Annotated in this window: 17 protein-coding genes; 6 read left to right on the forward strand and 11 right to left on the reverse strand. The window is 68.2% G+C overall.

Annotation, left to right across the window (positions count from 1 at the left end; all coding sequences use genetic code 11):
* Positions 1 to 67 precede the first annotated feature (67 nt).
* Positions 68 to 742: a nucleotidyltransferase family protein gene (locus AB0P21_RS21965; RefSeq protein ID WP_363698981.1), complete on the forward strand. Its 675-nt coding sequence runs from the start codon at positions 68 to 70 to the stop codon at positions 740 to 742.
* Here the strand turns inward: AB0P21_RS21965 and AB0P21_RS21970 are convergent.
* From AB0P21_RS21970 to AB0P21_RS21980, 3 genes are read right to left on the reverse strand one after another with little or no spacing between them, the layout of a single operon-like run.
* Positions 739 to 1,296: a hypothetical protein gene (locus AB0P21_RS21970; RefSeq protein WP_363698982.1), complete on the reverse strand. Its 558-nt coding sequence runs from the start codon at positions 1,294 to 1,296 to the stop codon at positions 739 to 741. The genes AB0P21_RS21965 and AB0P21_RS21970 overlap by 4 nt on opposite strands.
* Positions 1,297 to 1,322: 26 nt before the next feature.
* The gene (locus AB0P21_RS21975; RefSeq protein ID WP_363698983.1) at positions 1,323 to 1,643 is read right to left on the reverse strand and encodes a multidrug efflux SMR transporter; all 321 of its coding nucleotides are present in this window, start codon (positions 1,641 to 1,643) and stop codon (positions 1,323 to 1,325) included.
* Complete coding sequence (locus AB0P21_RS21980; protein ID WP_363698984.1) at positions 1,643 to 2,242, reverse strand: flavodoxin family protein; 600 nt, start codon at positions 2,240 to 2,242, stop codon at positions 1,643 to 1,645. The genes AB0P21_RS21975 and AB0P21_RS21980 overlap by 1 nt, the downstream gene beginning before the upstream one ends.
* A 41-nt stretch (positions 2,243 to 2,283) precedes the next feature.
* Between AB0P21_RS21980 and AB0P21_RS21985 the strand changes: the two genes are divergently transcribed.
* Positions 2,284 to 2,910, forward strand: coding sequence for a helix-turn-helix domain-containing protein (locus AB0P21_RS21985; protein ID WP_363698985.1), 627 nt, complete (start codon positions 2,284 to 2,286; stop codon positions 2,908 to 2,910).
* Here the strand turns inward: AB0P21_RS21985 and AB0P21_RS21990 are convergent.
* From AB0P21_RS21990 to AB0P21_RS22000, 3 genes are read right to left on the reverse strand one after another with little or no spacing between them, the layout of a single operon-like run.
* Positions 2,907 to 3,134: an exodeoxyribonuclease VII small subunit gene (locus tag AB0P21_RS21990; protein ID WP_363698986.1), complete on the reverse strand. Its 228-nt coding sequence runs from the start codon at positions 3,132 to 3,134 to the stop codon at positions 2,907 to 2,909. The genes AB0P21_RS21985 and AB0P21_RS21990 overlap by 4 nt on opposite strands.
* Before the next feature lies 1 nt (position 3,135).
* Positions 3,136 to 4,350 (reverse strand): exodeoxyribonuclease VII large subunit, encoded by a 1,215-nt coding sequence (gene xseA / locus AB0P21_RS21995; RefSeq protein ID WP_363698987.1) that lies wholly within the window; start codon positions 4,348 to 4,350, stop codon positions 3,136 to 3,138.
* Between the two features lie 9 nt (positions 4,351 to 4,359).
* Entirely contained in the window at positions 4,360 to 4,911 is a 552-nt protein-coding gene (locus AB0P21_RS22000) for a TetR family transcriptional regulator (protein ID WP_363698988.1), read from the reverse strand.
* Positions 4,912 to 4,994: 83 nt separating this feature from the next.
* Here AB0P21_RS22000 and AB0P21_RS22005 point away from each other — a divergent pair, with 83 nt between their 5' ends.
* Together AB0P21_RS22005 and AB0P21_RS22010 are read left to right on the forward strand one after the other, a co-directional pair.
* The gene (locus tag AB0P21_RS22005) at positions 4,995 to 5,615 is read left to right on the forward strand and encodes a dihydrofolate reductase family protein (protein ID WP_363698989.1); all 621 of its coding nucleotides are present in this window, start codon (positions 4,995 to 4,997) and stop codon (positions 5,613 to 5,615) included.
* 203 nt (positions 5,616 to 5,818) lie between these two features.
* Positions 5,819 to 6,850, forward strand: coding sequence for a 4-hydroxy-3-methylbut-2-enyl diphosphate reductase (locus AB0P21_RS22010; protein WP_363698990.1), 1,032 nt, complete (start codon positions 5,819 to 5,821; stop codon positions 6,848 to 6,850).
* Between the two features lie 26 nt (positions 6,851 to 6,876).
* Here the strand turns inward: AB0P21_RS22010 and AB0P21_RS22015 are convergent, their stop codons facing one another.
* The 3 genes from AB0P21_RS22015 to AB0P21_RS22025 form a co-directional block, all read right to left on the reverse strand.
* Positions 6,877 to 7,515 carry a hypothetical protein gene (locus AB0P21_RS22015; RefSeq protein WP_363698991.1) on the reverse strand — a complete coding sequence of 213 codons (639 nt, stop codon included), beginning with the start codon at positions 7,513 to 7,515 and terminating at the stop codon, positions 6,877 to 6,879.
* A gap of 3 nt (positions 7,516 to 7,518) precedes the next feature.
* Entirely contained in the window at positions 7,519 to 8,055 is a 537-nt protein-coding gene (locus AB0P21_RS22020) for a SigE family RNA polymerase sigma factor (protein WP_363698992.1), read from the reverse strand.
* A 76-nt stretch (positions 8,056 to 8,131) separates the two neighbouring features.
* Positions 8,132 to 8,509, reverse strand: coding sequence for a helix-turn-helix domain-containing protein (locus AB0P21_RS22025; protein WP_363698993.1), 378 nt, complete (start codon positions 8,507 to 8,509; stop codon positions 8,132 to 8,134).
* Between the two features lie 84 nt (positions 8,510 to 8,593).
* Between AB0P21_RS22025 and AB0P21_RS22030 the strand changes: the two genes are divergently transcribed.
* Positions 8,594 to 9,202 carry an NAD(P)H-binding protein gene (locus AB0P21_RS22030; protein ID WP_363698994.1) on the forward strand — a complete coding sequence of 203 codons (609 nt, stop codon included), beginning with the start codon at positions 8,594 to 8,596 and terminating at the stop codon, positions 9,200 to 9,202.
* Here the strand turns inward: AB0P21_RS22030 and AB0P21_RS22035 are convergent.
* Positions 9,196 to 10,311, reverse strand: a complete 1,116-nt coding sequence (locus AB0P21_RS22035) for an aromatic ring-hydroxylating dioxygenase subunit alpha (RefSeq protein WP_363698995.1) — start codon at positions 10,309 to 10,311, stop codon at positions 9,196 to 9,198. The two genes, AB0P21_RS22030 and AB0P21_RS22035, sit on opposite strands and share 7 nt — an antisense overlap.
* 109 nt (positions 10,312 to 10,420) lie before the next feature.
* Positions 10,421 to 11,611 (reverse strand): glycoside hydrolase family 64 protein, encoded by a 1,191-nt coding sequence (locus tag AB0P21_RS22040; RefSeq protein ID WP_363698996.1) that lies wholly within the window; start codon positions 11,609 to 11,611, stop codon positions 10,421 to 10,423.
* A 305-nt stretch (positions 11,612 to 11,916) separates the two neighbouring features.
* Between AB0P21_RS22040 and AB0P21_RS22045 the strand changes: the two genes are divergently transcribed.
* Entirely contained in the window at positions 11,917 to 13,005 is a 1,089-nt protein-coding gene (locus AB0P21_RS22045) for an enolase C-terminal domain-like protein (protein ID WP_363698997.1), read from the forward strand.
* The last annotated feature ends 10 nt before the right edge of the window (positions 13,006 to 13,015 follow it).

Genomic DNA, 13,015 nt, shown 5'->3' on the forward strand with positions numbered 1-13,015 from the left:
CAGATTGGCCACGACGAGGGAGCCTGAGATGAATCGCGTCATCAGCGGGCTCGGGGATTGATGCGGCGTGTTCGTCACCGGACTGGTGCTGGCCGCTGAAGGGTCGCCGCAACTCGGCGTACCCCGGCAGTTGCTCGCCTATCAGGGCGACACCCTGCTGGGCGCTTCGCTGGAGATCGCGCGCGACTGCGGCTTCGACCAGCTGATCGTGACGCTCGGGACGGCCTCCGAGCAGGTCCGCGAACGCGTTGACCTGGACGGCGCGCGGGTGGTCGAGTCGCCGCACGCCGACACCGGGAGCTCGTCGATCGTGCCTGCGCTGGACGTGGTCGATCGGCGTACGGACGGCATTGTGGTGATGCTCGGGGACCAGCCGGGAGTGACATCGGCCACTGTCTGGTCGCTCGTCGCGGAGGTCGCCGGGCCGTCGACGCCGATCGGGGTGAGCCGCTACGAGAACGGCCGGGGCAACCCGTGCTGGTTCGGGCGGGAGCTGTTCGGCGAGCTGCGGCAGTTGCGGCACGACCAGGACATCTGGGGTGTGATCGACACCGGCCGGCATCCGGTCACCGATGTAGATGCCGTGGGCAACGTTCCGCTGCGGGTGGAGAGCTGGGGCGACTACGAGTCCCTGGTCGCGCAACCCAACGCTGTCGATGTCGAGACCCCGGTCGTCCCGCCGGCCTCGGTTCCCACCCGAGGCCGGATCACCCGCCGCAGCTTCCGCCGCCGCCGGGTCTAGGACTCCGGCTTCACCTGACCGAAGACCTCGGACGCCGCGGCGTCCAGGGCCGCGCGTACGGCGTCGTTCCATTCGCTCTGTTGCGCCAGGCGCTCGAGCAATTCGCCTTTCAGTCGCCACGGGACCGGCCCGGAGATGTCGAGCAAGCGCCGCAGTCGCTGGTCCGGCGCGTCGGTAACCAACTTTCGCCAGCAGTCCTCCACCTCAGCAGCCGACTCCAGCGGGCCACACCACAGCCAGTACGCCATCGGTCTGGCCAGCCGATCGTCCGGATCGTCGAGCAGCGACCGGACCTCCGTCCAGAACGCCTCGTCGTGCGGCTCGAACCCGACGTACATCAGGACGGCGAAGCACGGCATCGCGCGGTAGAGCTCGAAGCCGAGCGCGGCGTCGCCGGCGAACAGGTCGGACAGCTCATGCGGTACGTCGGCCTGGTCGGCCGGCCAGTCGTCGCCTCGGCCCCGGCCGCTCGTCGATGCGGTCGCCCAGGCGGTCTCGCAGGTCCGCCGGAACAGTTCCGCGTCGACGTGAGCGGTGAGCTCTTCGATCGTCACCGGTCACACGATCCACCAGGGTGGGTTCACTCTCCGCCGACGAGCCGGAGGCCGACCACGCCCGCGACGATCAGGGCGATGCAGGCGACTCTTGGAGCTGTGACTGGTTCACCGAAGAAGATGATGCCGAGGGTGACGACGCCGAGTGAGCCGAGACCGGTCCAGACGGCGTACGCGGTACCGACCGGAAGTCGGTCGAGGGTCTTGGCCAGCAGTACGACGGAGATCACGCCGAAGACGAGTACGCCGGCCGTCGGCCAGAACCGGCTGAACCCGTCGCTCGGTTTGAGGCTGAGTGCGAACGCGATCTCGAACCCGGCCGCCGCGATCAGCACCAGCCACGCCATCAGGCGGCCAGCGAACCGCGCTGGTGGCGCAAGGTGACGGTCGCGACCCGGGCGCCGAGCGCGGCGGCGGTGCGCAGGTCGGTCTCCGGCGGTGCCTTCTCCGCGGACAGGTCGGCGTCGGACTGCGCCATCGCGCCCAGCCAGCTGCCGAGCCGGTTGAGGTCCTCGATGCTCGCGGTCGTGTCGGCCCAGCCGGGGTAGAGGTCCAGGCCGACCCAGATCATCCCGTGCTGCGCGGCGAGCACCGCCATGTCGACCAGGCTGTTCAGCTTGTCGCCGGACATCGCCTTGGAGTTGGTGAATCCCGCGGCGATCTTGTCCCGCCAGGCCAGGTTGTCGGCCCAGGCGCCGACGCTGGCCTCGGCGAACGCCTTGAAGACCGCGCTCGGGCTGCCCATGTAGGTCGGCGCGCCGAAGATGATCGCGTCGGCGGCCTTGAGGCGCTGCCAGGTGTCATCGGTCAGCTCGTCCAGCGAGACCAGCTCGGCGACAGCCCCCGGTACTGCGTCCGCGCCCGCCGCGACGGCCTCGGCCTGGCGCGCGGTGTGGCCCTGGCCGGAGTGATACGCGACCGCGATCCGGACGGATGTGTTGCTCATGGTGTTTCCTCCCACGTCGTTTGCGGACTACAGTCCGTCTTGTGAACGACGATACCGGACCGCAGTCCGCTTCGCAACGGAACCTGCCCGTCCTGGGTGAACCACGCCCGGAACGCGCCGACGCACGCCGCAACCGGCTGAAGGTGCTGGAGGCGGCCGAACGGCTGTTCGCCGAGCAAGGCGTGAAGAACGTGTCGCTGGACGCGATCGCCGCCGCGGCAGGTGTCGGCAAAGGCACGGTCTTCCGCCGCTTCGGCGACCGCGCCGGCCTCGCGGTCGCGCTTCTCGACGAGCGCGAGGTAGAACTCCAGACGAAACTCCTGAGCGGCCCCCCGCCGCTAGGCCCCGGTGCTCCTGCGATCGACCGAGTGAACGCGTTCCTGACGGCGTACACGGAGCTGCTGGATCGCCATGTCGCACTCTTCGCCGACAGCGAGAACGCCTCGGACGGCGCGCGGTACCGCATCGGCTCGTACCGCCTCTGGCACCGGCACGTCGCCATGCTGGTCGAAGAGTCGCGCCCCGACCTGGACGCCGACTATACGGCCCACTTCCTCCTGGCGCCGCTCGCCGCCGACCTCCATCAGGCGCTGCGCACCGAAGGCTTCTCCCTGAAGCGCATGCAGGCGGGGGTAGTTGCCGCCGCTACCGCGCTGTTAACGCTTTAGGAGTTGGTTTTTTCTTCCTGGGCGGCTTCGGTGAGGCGTTGGCGGGCGCCGTCGAGCCATTGCTGGCAGGTGGTGGCGAGTTGTTCGCCGCGTTCCCAGAGGGCGAGGGATTCTTCGAGGGTGGTGCCGCCGGCTTCGAGCTTGCGGACTACCTCGACGAGTTCTTCGCGGGCCTGCTCGTAGGACAGTTCGGGGCGGGCTGGGGCGTCGGCCTTTTTGGGCATTTCAGTTCAGTTCCTTAACTTCGACGTCGAAGCGGCCGTCGGTGACGCGCGCGTTCAGGGTGTCGCCGGGGGATACCTGGGCCAGTTCACGGATCGCGGTGCCGTCGGCGAGTTGGAGGACGGAGTAGCCGCGCTCGAGGGTTGCTTTGGGGGACAGGGCGCGCACGCTGGCGAGGCGGTGGGCGAGGTCGTCGCCGGCGCGGTCAAGGCGGTGGGTCAGGGTACGGCGGCTGCGGTCGACCAGGGCGGTGATCTCGTCGGAGCGGCGCTGCAGGTCGGTGGTCGGCGCGGCCAGGGACGGGCGGCTGCGGATCGCGGCGAGGGCGTGCTCCTCGCGGTCCAGCCAGCTGCGGATCGCTCGCCAGCCGCGTTCGCGGAGCAGGCGTACGCCGTCGAGCTCCTCGCGGACGTCCGGGACGATCCGCTTGGCGGCGTCGGTCGGGGTCGAGGCGCGCAGGTCGGCGACCAGGTCGAGCAGCGGCGAATCAGGCTCGTGGCCGATCGCGCTGACGATCGGCGTACTGGCCTTGGAGACCGCGCGGATCAGGCCTTCGTCGGAGAACGGCAGCAGGTCTTCGAGTGAGCCGCCGCCGCGCGCGATCACGATCACCTCGACGTCCTCGTCAGCGTCCAGTCGGCGCAGTGCCGTCATCACCTCACCGGCCGCGGCCGGGCCCTGGACCGACGCGTACTCGACCCGGAACGCGACCGCCGGCCAGCGGCGCTTCGCGTTCTCCAGTACGTCGCGCTCGGCGGCCGAGTCGCGGCCGCAGATCAGGCCGATCGTGTGCGGCAGGAACGGCAGCTTCTTCTTCCGGTACGACTCGAACAGCCCTTCGGCGGCGAGCAGTTGCTTCAGTCGCTCGATCCGGGCCAGCAGCTCGCCGATCCCGACGTGCCGGATCTCGCTCACCGCGAGCGCGAGGGTGCCGCGCTTGGCGAAGAAGTTGGGCTTCGCGTTCACCACGACCCGGGCGCCGTCGGTGACCGGTGGATCCACCGAGTCGAAGATCCGCCGGTTGCAGGTGAAGCGCAGCGAGATGTCGGCGTCGGTGTCGCGCAGCGTGCCGAAGACGGTCGTCATCCCGCGCCCCGCCGAGACGTCCGTCAACTGCCCCTCGACCCAGACGGCGCCGAGCTGATTGATCCAGCCGGCAATGCCGTTCGCAATCGTGCGAACGGCTGCGGGCGCATCCGGCGAGGTCTCCAATGCCACCCGGTGACTCTACGTCGCCCGACCGACAATCCCCGCAACCCTCTCGATCAGGTCGTCGATCTGGGGGCCGAGGACGTCGGGGAGGGTGAGGTGTTCGAGCATCAGGCCGCCGATGGCGAAGTACAGGAGGAGTGGGTCGCCGGGGAGGCCGGCTTGGTGGTGGAGGCGGATGTTCTCTTCGAGGTTGGCTCGGACGCGTTGGGTGAGGGCTTCCTGGAGGGCCGGGCGGCGGGTGGCTTCGAGGCGTAGTTCGAGGAGGGCGAGGTAGCTGACGCGGTCCTCGGTGAGGCGGCGTCGGAGGAGGCGGAGGAGGGCGGTCAGGAACTCGGGGGATGGGGGCTGGTCGAGGTCGGCCGGGTTGGGGCCGACTCGGTCGTGGATGCGCAGGCCGGCCTGGGTGAGGAGGTCGTCGCGGTTGGTGAAGTAGTTCGACGCCGTTCCGTTCGGTACGCCGGCCGCGAGGTCGACAGAGCGGAAGGTGAGTCCGCGGGCGCCCTCGGCGGCCAGTACTTCGATGGCCGCGTCGACCAGTGCCGTCCGCCGTTCGGGGTTGCTCCGCATTGCTCGCTCCAGCGCATCGAGGTTGAAACCACTACAGCCAGAGTACTATGTTCGGAGTGGTTAGCAATCGAGGAGGAGAGCAGATGCGCGAACTGACCTACTTCACGGCCGTCACGCTGGACGGGTTCGTCGCCGGCCCGTCGGGTGGCGACCCGACCGACGTCAGCCCGGGCGGGTTCTTCCTGTCGCAGGGCGACCACTCCAAGCCGCTGCTCACGGCGTACCCCGAGACTTTGCCGGGCAGCGTTCGCGAATTGCTCGGTCTCGACGCGGAGAACAAGGTGTTCGACACCGTGCTGATGGGTCGCAAGACCTGGGAGGTCGGGCTGAGTCACGGTACGCCGAACCCCTACCCGCGCCTCCGCAGTTACGTCTTCTCGCGCAGCCGGTCGGCCGGGCCTGATCCGAGTGTCGAGTTCGTCGCCACCGACCCGCTGGAGAAGGTCCGCAAACTCAAGCAGGCGGACGGTCTGGGCATCTGGCTGTGTGGCGGCGGCCACCTCGCGCAGACGCTCTGGCCGGAGATCGACCGGCTGGTGGTGAAGGTGAATCCGGTCGTCATCGGTGCCGGGGTGCGACTGCTCGACGGCGGCGGCTTCGAGGCCCGCAAGCTGGAGTTGATCGACCATCAGGTCTATCGCAGCGGCGTCGCCGTACTGACCTATAAACCCTTTGCGTCAAGGGCTGACGGCGCGCAGACTTGAGGAAGTTGAACACCTCCTGAAGGGGAGTCGCCCGGATAGGGCGGGCGAGTCCCTAGTGCTTGCTGTTGGCAACAAGCCGGCCGATCGGCTGATCCGGACCCTCGGTCGATCGGCCGGTGCCTGCGCGAGGTTGCTCACACCTCGAGTGACGGCGGGCGTGATCTGGGCCACGGCGGGCGGGGTGTTCAGCTACGCCCCGTACGATGGGGGTCGTGACTGCCCAGCCTGAGACCTCCGGAAATCCGACCGCGTTGAAGACGAAGCGGGTGCTGCTCGCGGCGCCGCGAGGCTACTGCGCCGGTGTGGACCGGGCCGTGGTGGCGGTCGAGAAGGCGCTCGACCTGTACGGGCCGCCGGTCTACGTGCGCAAGGAGATCGTGCACAACAAGCACGTCGTCCAGACGCTGCAGGCGCGCGGCGCGATCTTCGTCGACGAGACCGACGAGGTGCCCGAGGGCGAGACGGTGATCTTCTCCGCCCACGGTGTCGCGCCGGTGGTGCACCAGGAGGCGGCTGCCCGGCAGCTCAAGACGATCGACGCGACCTGCCCGCTGGTCACCAAGGTGCACCACGAGGCGAGGCGGTTCGCCGCCGTCGACTTCGACATCCTGCTGATCGGCCACGACGGCCACGAGGAAGTCATCGGCACCGCCGGCGAGGCGCCCGAGCACGTGCACCTGGTCGACGGTCCGGGCGACGTGCCGAACATCGAGGTCCGCGACCCGGAGAAGGTGGTCTGGCTGTCCCAGACCACGCTCTCGGTGGACGAGACGATGGAGACCGTACGCCGGTTGCGCGAACGCTTCCCGAAGCTGCAGAACCCGCCGAGCGACGACATCTGCTACGCCACCCAGAACCGGCAGGTCGCGGTCAAGAAGATGGCCCCCGAGGTCGACCTGATGATCGTGGTCGGCTCCCGCAACTCGTCCAACTCGGTCCGCCTGGTCGAGGTCGCTCTCGAGCACGGCGCCCGGGCCGGCCACTTGGTCGACTACGCCAAGGAGATCGACGAGGCCTGGCTGGCGGGTGTCGAGACCGTCGGCGTCACCAGCGGTGCCAGCGTGCCGGAGCTGCTGGTGCGCGACGTGCTGAGCTGGCTGGCCGAGCGTGGCTACGGCGAGGTGCAGGAGGTCACCACGGCGGAGGAGAGCCTGGTGTTCTCGCTGCCGAAGGAGCTTCGGACCGACCTGAAGGCCGCCGGGATGGCGACCACAGGCACCTCCGACCACGCCTGACAGGCATCTCCGACCACGCTTGACGGTTAGCGCACCACGATCTTCGCGGTCTTGGTGGCGGTGAACTGGCCGGTCCGGCCGCCGCAGAACGAGATCTTGTAGCTGAACGTGTAGGTCCCGGCCTTGGCGTAGGTGTGTGGATCGAGCGGCGAGTAGGTCTGTTTGCCGGTCTTGCGGGTCTTGGCGCCCTGGCAGGTGATCGCGCCGCCGTCGGAACCGCCCGGCATGCTGCCGTCGCCGAAGTCGTAGTCGGACCCCAGGCCGAGGTCGACGATGCCCACATTGGTGGGCAACTGCTTGAGGTCGTCGGCCCCGAGCGGCACCAGGACGGTGCCGTTCACCGTCACCTTCATGTTCAGCACCCGCCCCTTGAGGGTCGGGACCAGGGTGATCGCCACGCCGGGTTTGGGCGGTGCGGGGACGCTCGGCGACGCGACGGTGACCGTCGGGGTGTTGGCGATCGGCGGGCTGGAGTCGATCTCGGTCAGGTTGCTCGCGACCAGTGCCACGGTGACGACCGCGGCAGCCGCGACCAGGGCAACACCCGCGGTACGGCGGCGGCGTACGGTCCGGACCCGGGCGAACACGGCCTGACTCGGTACTGCGGTCGGCGGCGGCGGATCGGCTACCAACTGCTGGAAGCGGTCCTTGAGTTCATCGGTCATCGGTCAGCCCTCCTTGCGAGCCGGGCGGTCAGGGGAGGTGGAGATCAGCGGGTCGGTGAAGAGCTTGTGCTCGCGCAGCCTGGCCAGGCCGCGGGAGACGTTGCTCTTCACGGTGCCGGTCGAGCAGCCCATGATCTGGGCGATCTCGGCTTCGGGGAGGTCCTCGAAGTACCGCAGTACCAGCGTCGCTCGGGTACGCCGGGGGAGCGTGGCGAGCGCCCGCAGCAACAGGTCACGGTCGTCGACGGTGCCGAACTCCGACGGCGAGGCCGGTTCGGGCAGTACCTCGGTGGGGGTCTCGCCCTTCCACTTGCGGCGCCACCACTGACTGCTCGTGTTCACCATCGTGGTGCGGGTGTAGGACTCCAGCGCAGCGCTGTTGAGCAGCGACTTGCGGTGGAACCACACCTTCGTCAGTGAAGCCTGGACCAGGTCCTCGGCCAGATGCCACTCGCCGGTGAGCAGGTAGCCGAACCTCTGCAGGGCGGTGAACCGCCCGTCGACGAAGGCGGCGAACTCCGCGTCCAACCCTGGATCCATCGGTCTCCCCCAGTGAGCGTTTTCGTACTCGGTCAGCAGTGTGATGACCCAGTGGGGGCGAAAGGTTGAGTCGTGATCAGGCGGTGTTGAGGTCGTAATCGTTCTGCGCGGCGGAGATGGCCGGCAGGTGCTGCTCGGCCCAGTCGCTGACCGCTTGGATCGGCTTGATCAGTGACTCGCCCATCGGGGTCAGGGTGTAGACGACCCGGGGCGGTACTTCGGCGAAGATCTCCCGGCTGATCAGCCCGTCGCGCTCGAGCCGGCGCAGTGTCTGGGTGAGCACCTTGGGCGCGACCCGGCCGATGCCGTCGCGCAGCGCGGTGAACCGCAGCGGGCCGTCGCTGAGCAGCAGGATGGCGAGCACGGTCCACTTGTCGCCGATCCGGTCCAGGATCAGCCGGGTCGGGCAGTCGGGATCGAAGAGATCGCCGCGCTCTTCCGCATTGGTAACCACCAGGTACTTATAGCACGTTGAAGTAGCCAGTTACCAATGGATACTGTCGGGCTCGTCGAGTCCACTGACTGAGGAGAAGCTGCTGTGAAGATCGCGATCTACGGTGCGAGCGGGATGATCGGGAGCCGGGTTGCCGCCGAGGCGGTACGCCGGGGACACGAGGTGGTCGGGATCACCCGGTCCGGTGGCGAACTGCCGGACGGAGTACGGGCGGTGGTCGGCAGCGCGAACGATGCTGTCGCGGTGAAGGAGGTCGCGGCGTCGGCCGACGTCGTGGTCTCCGCGATGGGACCGAGCCGGACCGGTGGTGACCCGCAGGAGTTCGTCGAGGCGGTCGGCAACCTGATCGCGGCGGTGGGTGGAGCGCGGCTGGTGGTGGTCGGTGGCGCCGGCAGTCTGGTTGCCGACGGCAAGCGATTGGTGGACTCGCCGGAGTTTCCGGAGGTCTACAAGGCTGAGGCGCTGACCTTGTCGGCGGTGCTGGAGACCTTACGCGCGACTGGGGCGTCCCTCGACTGGACCTACTTGTCGCCGGCGCCGGTGATCGCGCCCGGTGAGCGGACCGGCGTCTTCAAGCTCGGCCTCGATGAGGTGGTGGGTGGGGAGATCTCCGCCGAGGACTACGCCGTGGCTCTGCTCGACGAGATCGAGAAGCCTGCGCACCGGCGCCGTCGGTTCACTTTGGCTTACTGAGTCAAGTTTTTGCCCAGGTAACCCCGGGCGATCATCGTCACCCAGTCGTAGACGGCGTCCTCGGCCGGGGCGAGCGGGCCGGGCCGGAAATGCGGGGACTCGGCGCCGCGCTGAACCGATTCGCAGGCGGACCAGTCCTCGCGGTTGGTGATGTCCCAGAACTCGACGGCGTAGCCGGGGTCCTCGACCTCGGCCGGGAAGTACCAGGAGCACTCGATCGCCGTCAGGCCCGGAGTACGGGGCTCGAGGCGGTGTGTCATCACGTAGTCGGGGTGCAGGGAGATCAGCAGGTTGGGGAACAGGCCGACGTAGTTCACGGTCCGTGGATCCACGCCAGGCAACGGGATTCCGTGCGACTTGCCGTCGAGGGACATCGTCTCGGCGTCGGGCCGGAGGTCCATCAGACCGCCGACCCAGGCGCCGGGCAGGTTCCAGTTGTCGCCGGAGGTCGGCGGCGAGACCTTGCACAGCTCCGGGTGGATGAGCGGGCAGTGGTAGCACTCGTGGTAGTTCTCCACGATCGTCTTCCAGTTCGACGCGACGTCGTAGCTGTGCCGCGCTTTGAGGGTCAGTGCCTCAGGCCGGTACGGCGCGACGAGGTCCGCCAGCCCGCCGACGTGCTCGCTGAAGGGCGGCGCGGTACCGAGGGCGTTGACGAAGAGCCAGCCCTGCCACACCTCGGCCGGCAACTCGGTCAGCCCGTACGGCGTGGGGTCGAACGTGTCGCCCATGCGTGGTGCGGCTTTGACCGCTCCGCTCAGTTCGTACGACCAGCCGTGGTACGGGCAGACGATCGCCCGGTGCCGGCTGGAATCGCCTTGCTGCAGGAGTTCGTGGCCACGGTGCCTGCAGGTGTTGGCGAAGGCGCGGGGGCGGTCGCCGAAGGTCAGCAGGGTTTGTACGTCGCCGACGGTCGTGGCGCGATACGTAGTACCGGCTGCTAGCTCGTCTGCCCGGCCGAGGCAGGTCCAGGTGCCGGCGAAGAAGTTGCGGCGCTCCCAGGCCAGTACTGCGGGGTCCGTGTAGGCGGCTTGGGGCAGCATCACCGATTCGCCGTGGGGGCGGAGCGAGGCGGCCAGGGCAGCGGGGTCGACCGGAGCGTTCGCCATCTGCCCACTATCGGCCGTGGGGGAGTGGAGGACAAGGAACACCCCGGGTCCGCGCGCGGGCAGCGACGGGGGACCCGGGGTGTGGTCTAGCAGGTTGTTCTGGCGTCTGTCAGCTGAACGGGTCGAGCGTGATGAACGCCTGCTGCGGGTTGCCGTCGTGGACGAGGGCCTCGTGGGCGCCGACGTCGTCGAAGGCGAAGCCGTACGCCTTGCCGTCCACCATCTGCGCGTGGATCAGCTTGGAGTAGTGGTTGGTGACGCTGTCCTTGTAGAAGTTGGCGTTGTTCGGGTCGGGCTGGTTCGGGTTGGTGAGCAGCGTCGACCGGTTGAAGCCGGCGCACAGGGTGCGCGAGATCGGGCCGCGGACCAGGTCGTTCGGGGCGTCGAGCAGACCGGCGCAGCCGAAGATGCTGGTCGCGTTGGGCTTCTGGAACGAGGTGACCACGGCGCCGGAGCTGTTGGTGAAGTTCATGACGTTGCCGGAGACACGGCCGAAGTACTTGGTGTTCGGCTGGTTGCCGAACGGCTGCACGGTCAGCGTCTGCGAGCTGTACTTCGACCAGACCCGGTTGATGTAGTCGTCCATGATGTTGCCCGGCAGGGCGCCGGTCTCGACGGCGTACAGCGGCGCGAGCGCGCGCAGCGGGGCGCCGTTGGGCCCGTTCTGGATCAGGTTCGCCCAGCCACCGGGCTGGTTGCGGAGTCCGTTGAAGAAGGCGTTCAGGCCGCCCGGCTTGAGATGCCCGGTGGTCAGGGTGTTGCCGTTGCCCTGCTTCACGCCGACGGCGTACGGGACCGAGACCATGTCGACCTGGGTGCTGTTGATCCACAGACCGGAGTCGTTCAGCGTGTACTCGGTCCAGCTGAACTGGATGTTGCGGTTGGGGTCGCTCGGGTTCTGCACCGCGGGCTGCACCAGACCGCCGGTGGTCAGCTTGAAGACCAGCTTCTGGCCGTAGGAGAAGTAGACCCGGCCGGAGAACTTCGGCATCTGGATCGTCTTCGACTGCCCGTTGGCCGGACCGGCGATCGAGGCGTCCGGCGCCGGGGTCGGCGGGTTGCCGCCGGCCGGCCAGGCGTGGAAGGTGCCGTTCGCGTCGGCCCAGCCCTGCTGGCCGGTCTGCAGGTTGGTGCCAAGGTTGTAGATGTAGACCGCGTCACCACGGCCGGAGCTGTTGGAGATGGTCAGCGGAATGGTGGCCGGTACGGCGTTGGCCGGCATCGCGACCGTCGCGACCAGACCGGCAGCGACGACGCTTGCTGCGGCCAGGGCCGCCAGCAGTTTGTTTTTGATGTGCACAAGTCCTCCTCAGGTTTGTCCCGGGCGAGAGAAGGCGGAGCACCGAACAACCACAAGTGGGACTGCTTCACCAGCGCAGTCACCGCCGGGGGCGGGCGGTACCCACTGCTCATCCGACGGGGACGGTGGATCATCGGATGAGTGAGAGCGCTCTCATACTTGGAGGTGTGGTCGTGCATGTCAACACTTGGTAGCTGGCGGGTTTCCGACGGTTGATATGTCGGGTCGTCCCAGCGGGTGGATGATCAGCGGCCGATCGCCTCGGCGGGGTTTCTGGCGAGGCGCGGGTGGCTATTAGTCCGGACATGAGTCTCGAGCGGGAGTTTGTCCGGAGCGTGGAGTTCTCGACTGTTCGGAGCCGGTATCCGCGGGTGGTGGGGCGGAATGCGCGGCTGGGGAGCCACGGGAGCGGTGGTGAGGACCGGATCGTGGTGGTCCGGACCGACTCCGGGAAGGTCGGCTGGGGGCTGGCCGATGGTGAGGTCGTGGCTGAAGACGTGGTCGGGCGGGCCGTGGGGGAGTTGATCGATCCGGCCGTGGGGGTGCTGGATGAGTCGCTGCGGGGGCTGGACTTCGCGTTGCATGACCTGGTGGGGCAGATCGAGGATGTGCCGGTTCACGCGTTGCTGGGTGGGCTCGGGCGGACGACGGTGCCGGCGTACGACGGGGCTGTCTACTTCGCTGATCTCGATCCGGATGACGGGCCGCGTGGAGTTGCCGCAGTACTGGCTGACTGCGCCGCTGATGACGCCGCGGGGTACCGCGCGTTCAAGCTGAAGATCGGGCGAGGGAATCGGTGGATGCCGCGGGCTGCTGGTGATGCCCGGGACATCGAGGTGACGCGGGCTGTCCGGGAGGCGTATCCGGAGCATCGGATTCTGGTGGATGCCAATGACGGGTATGACTGCGATGGCTTCATCGAGTATCTGCGGGCGGTCGAGGACTGCGAGCTGTACTGGGTGGAGGAGCCGTTCCTCGACGACGCGGATGATCTGGCGCGGTTGCGGAAGCACTTGAATGCGGTGGGCTCGGCGACGCTGATCGCTGAGGGTGAGAGCGATCCTCAGCTGGACTCGTTGCTGGAGATCGCGGGGCGTGGGGACATCGATGTGCTGCTGATGGATGTCGTGTCTTTTGGGCTGACGAGTTGGCGGGCTGTGATGCCGCGGATCGCGGAGCTCGGCGCGCATGCTTCGCCGCATGCTTGGGGGCTGCCGCTGAAGACTTTGTACGCCGCTCAGCTGGCGGCTGGGCTGGGGTGTGTGGAAACGGTTGAGGGCGTGCCGGGGGAGACGCTCGGGGTGGATGCCAGTGGGTATGTGTGGAAGGACGGCGAGCTGACGGTGTCGGATCGGCCGGGATTCGGGTTGCCGCTCGAAGGGGTGTCTGGCTGAGCAGGGGACC

The sequence above is a fragment of the Kribbella sp. NPDC056861 genome, assembly GCF_040687575.1.
Taxonomy (GTDB): Bacteria; Actinomycetota; Actinomycetes; order Propionibacteriales; family Kribbellaceae; genus Kribbella.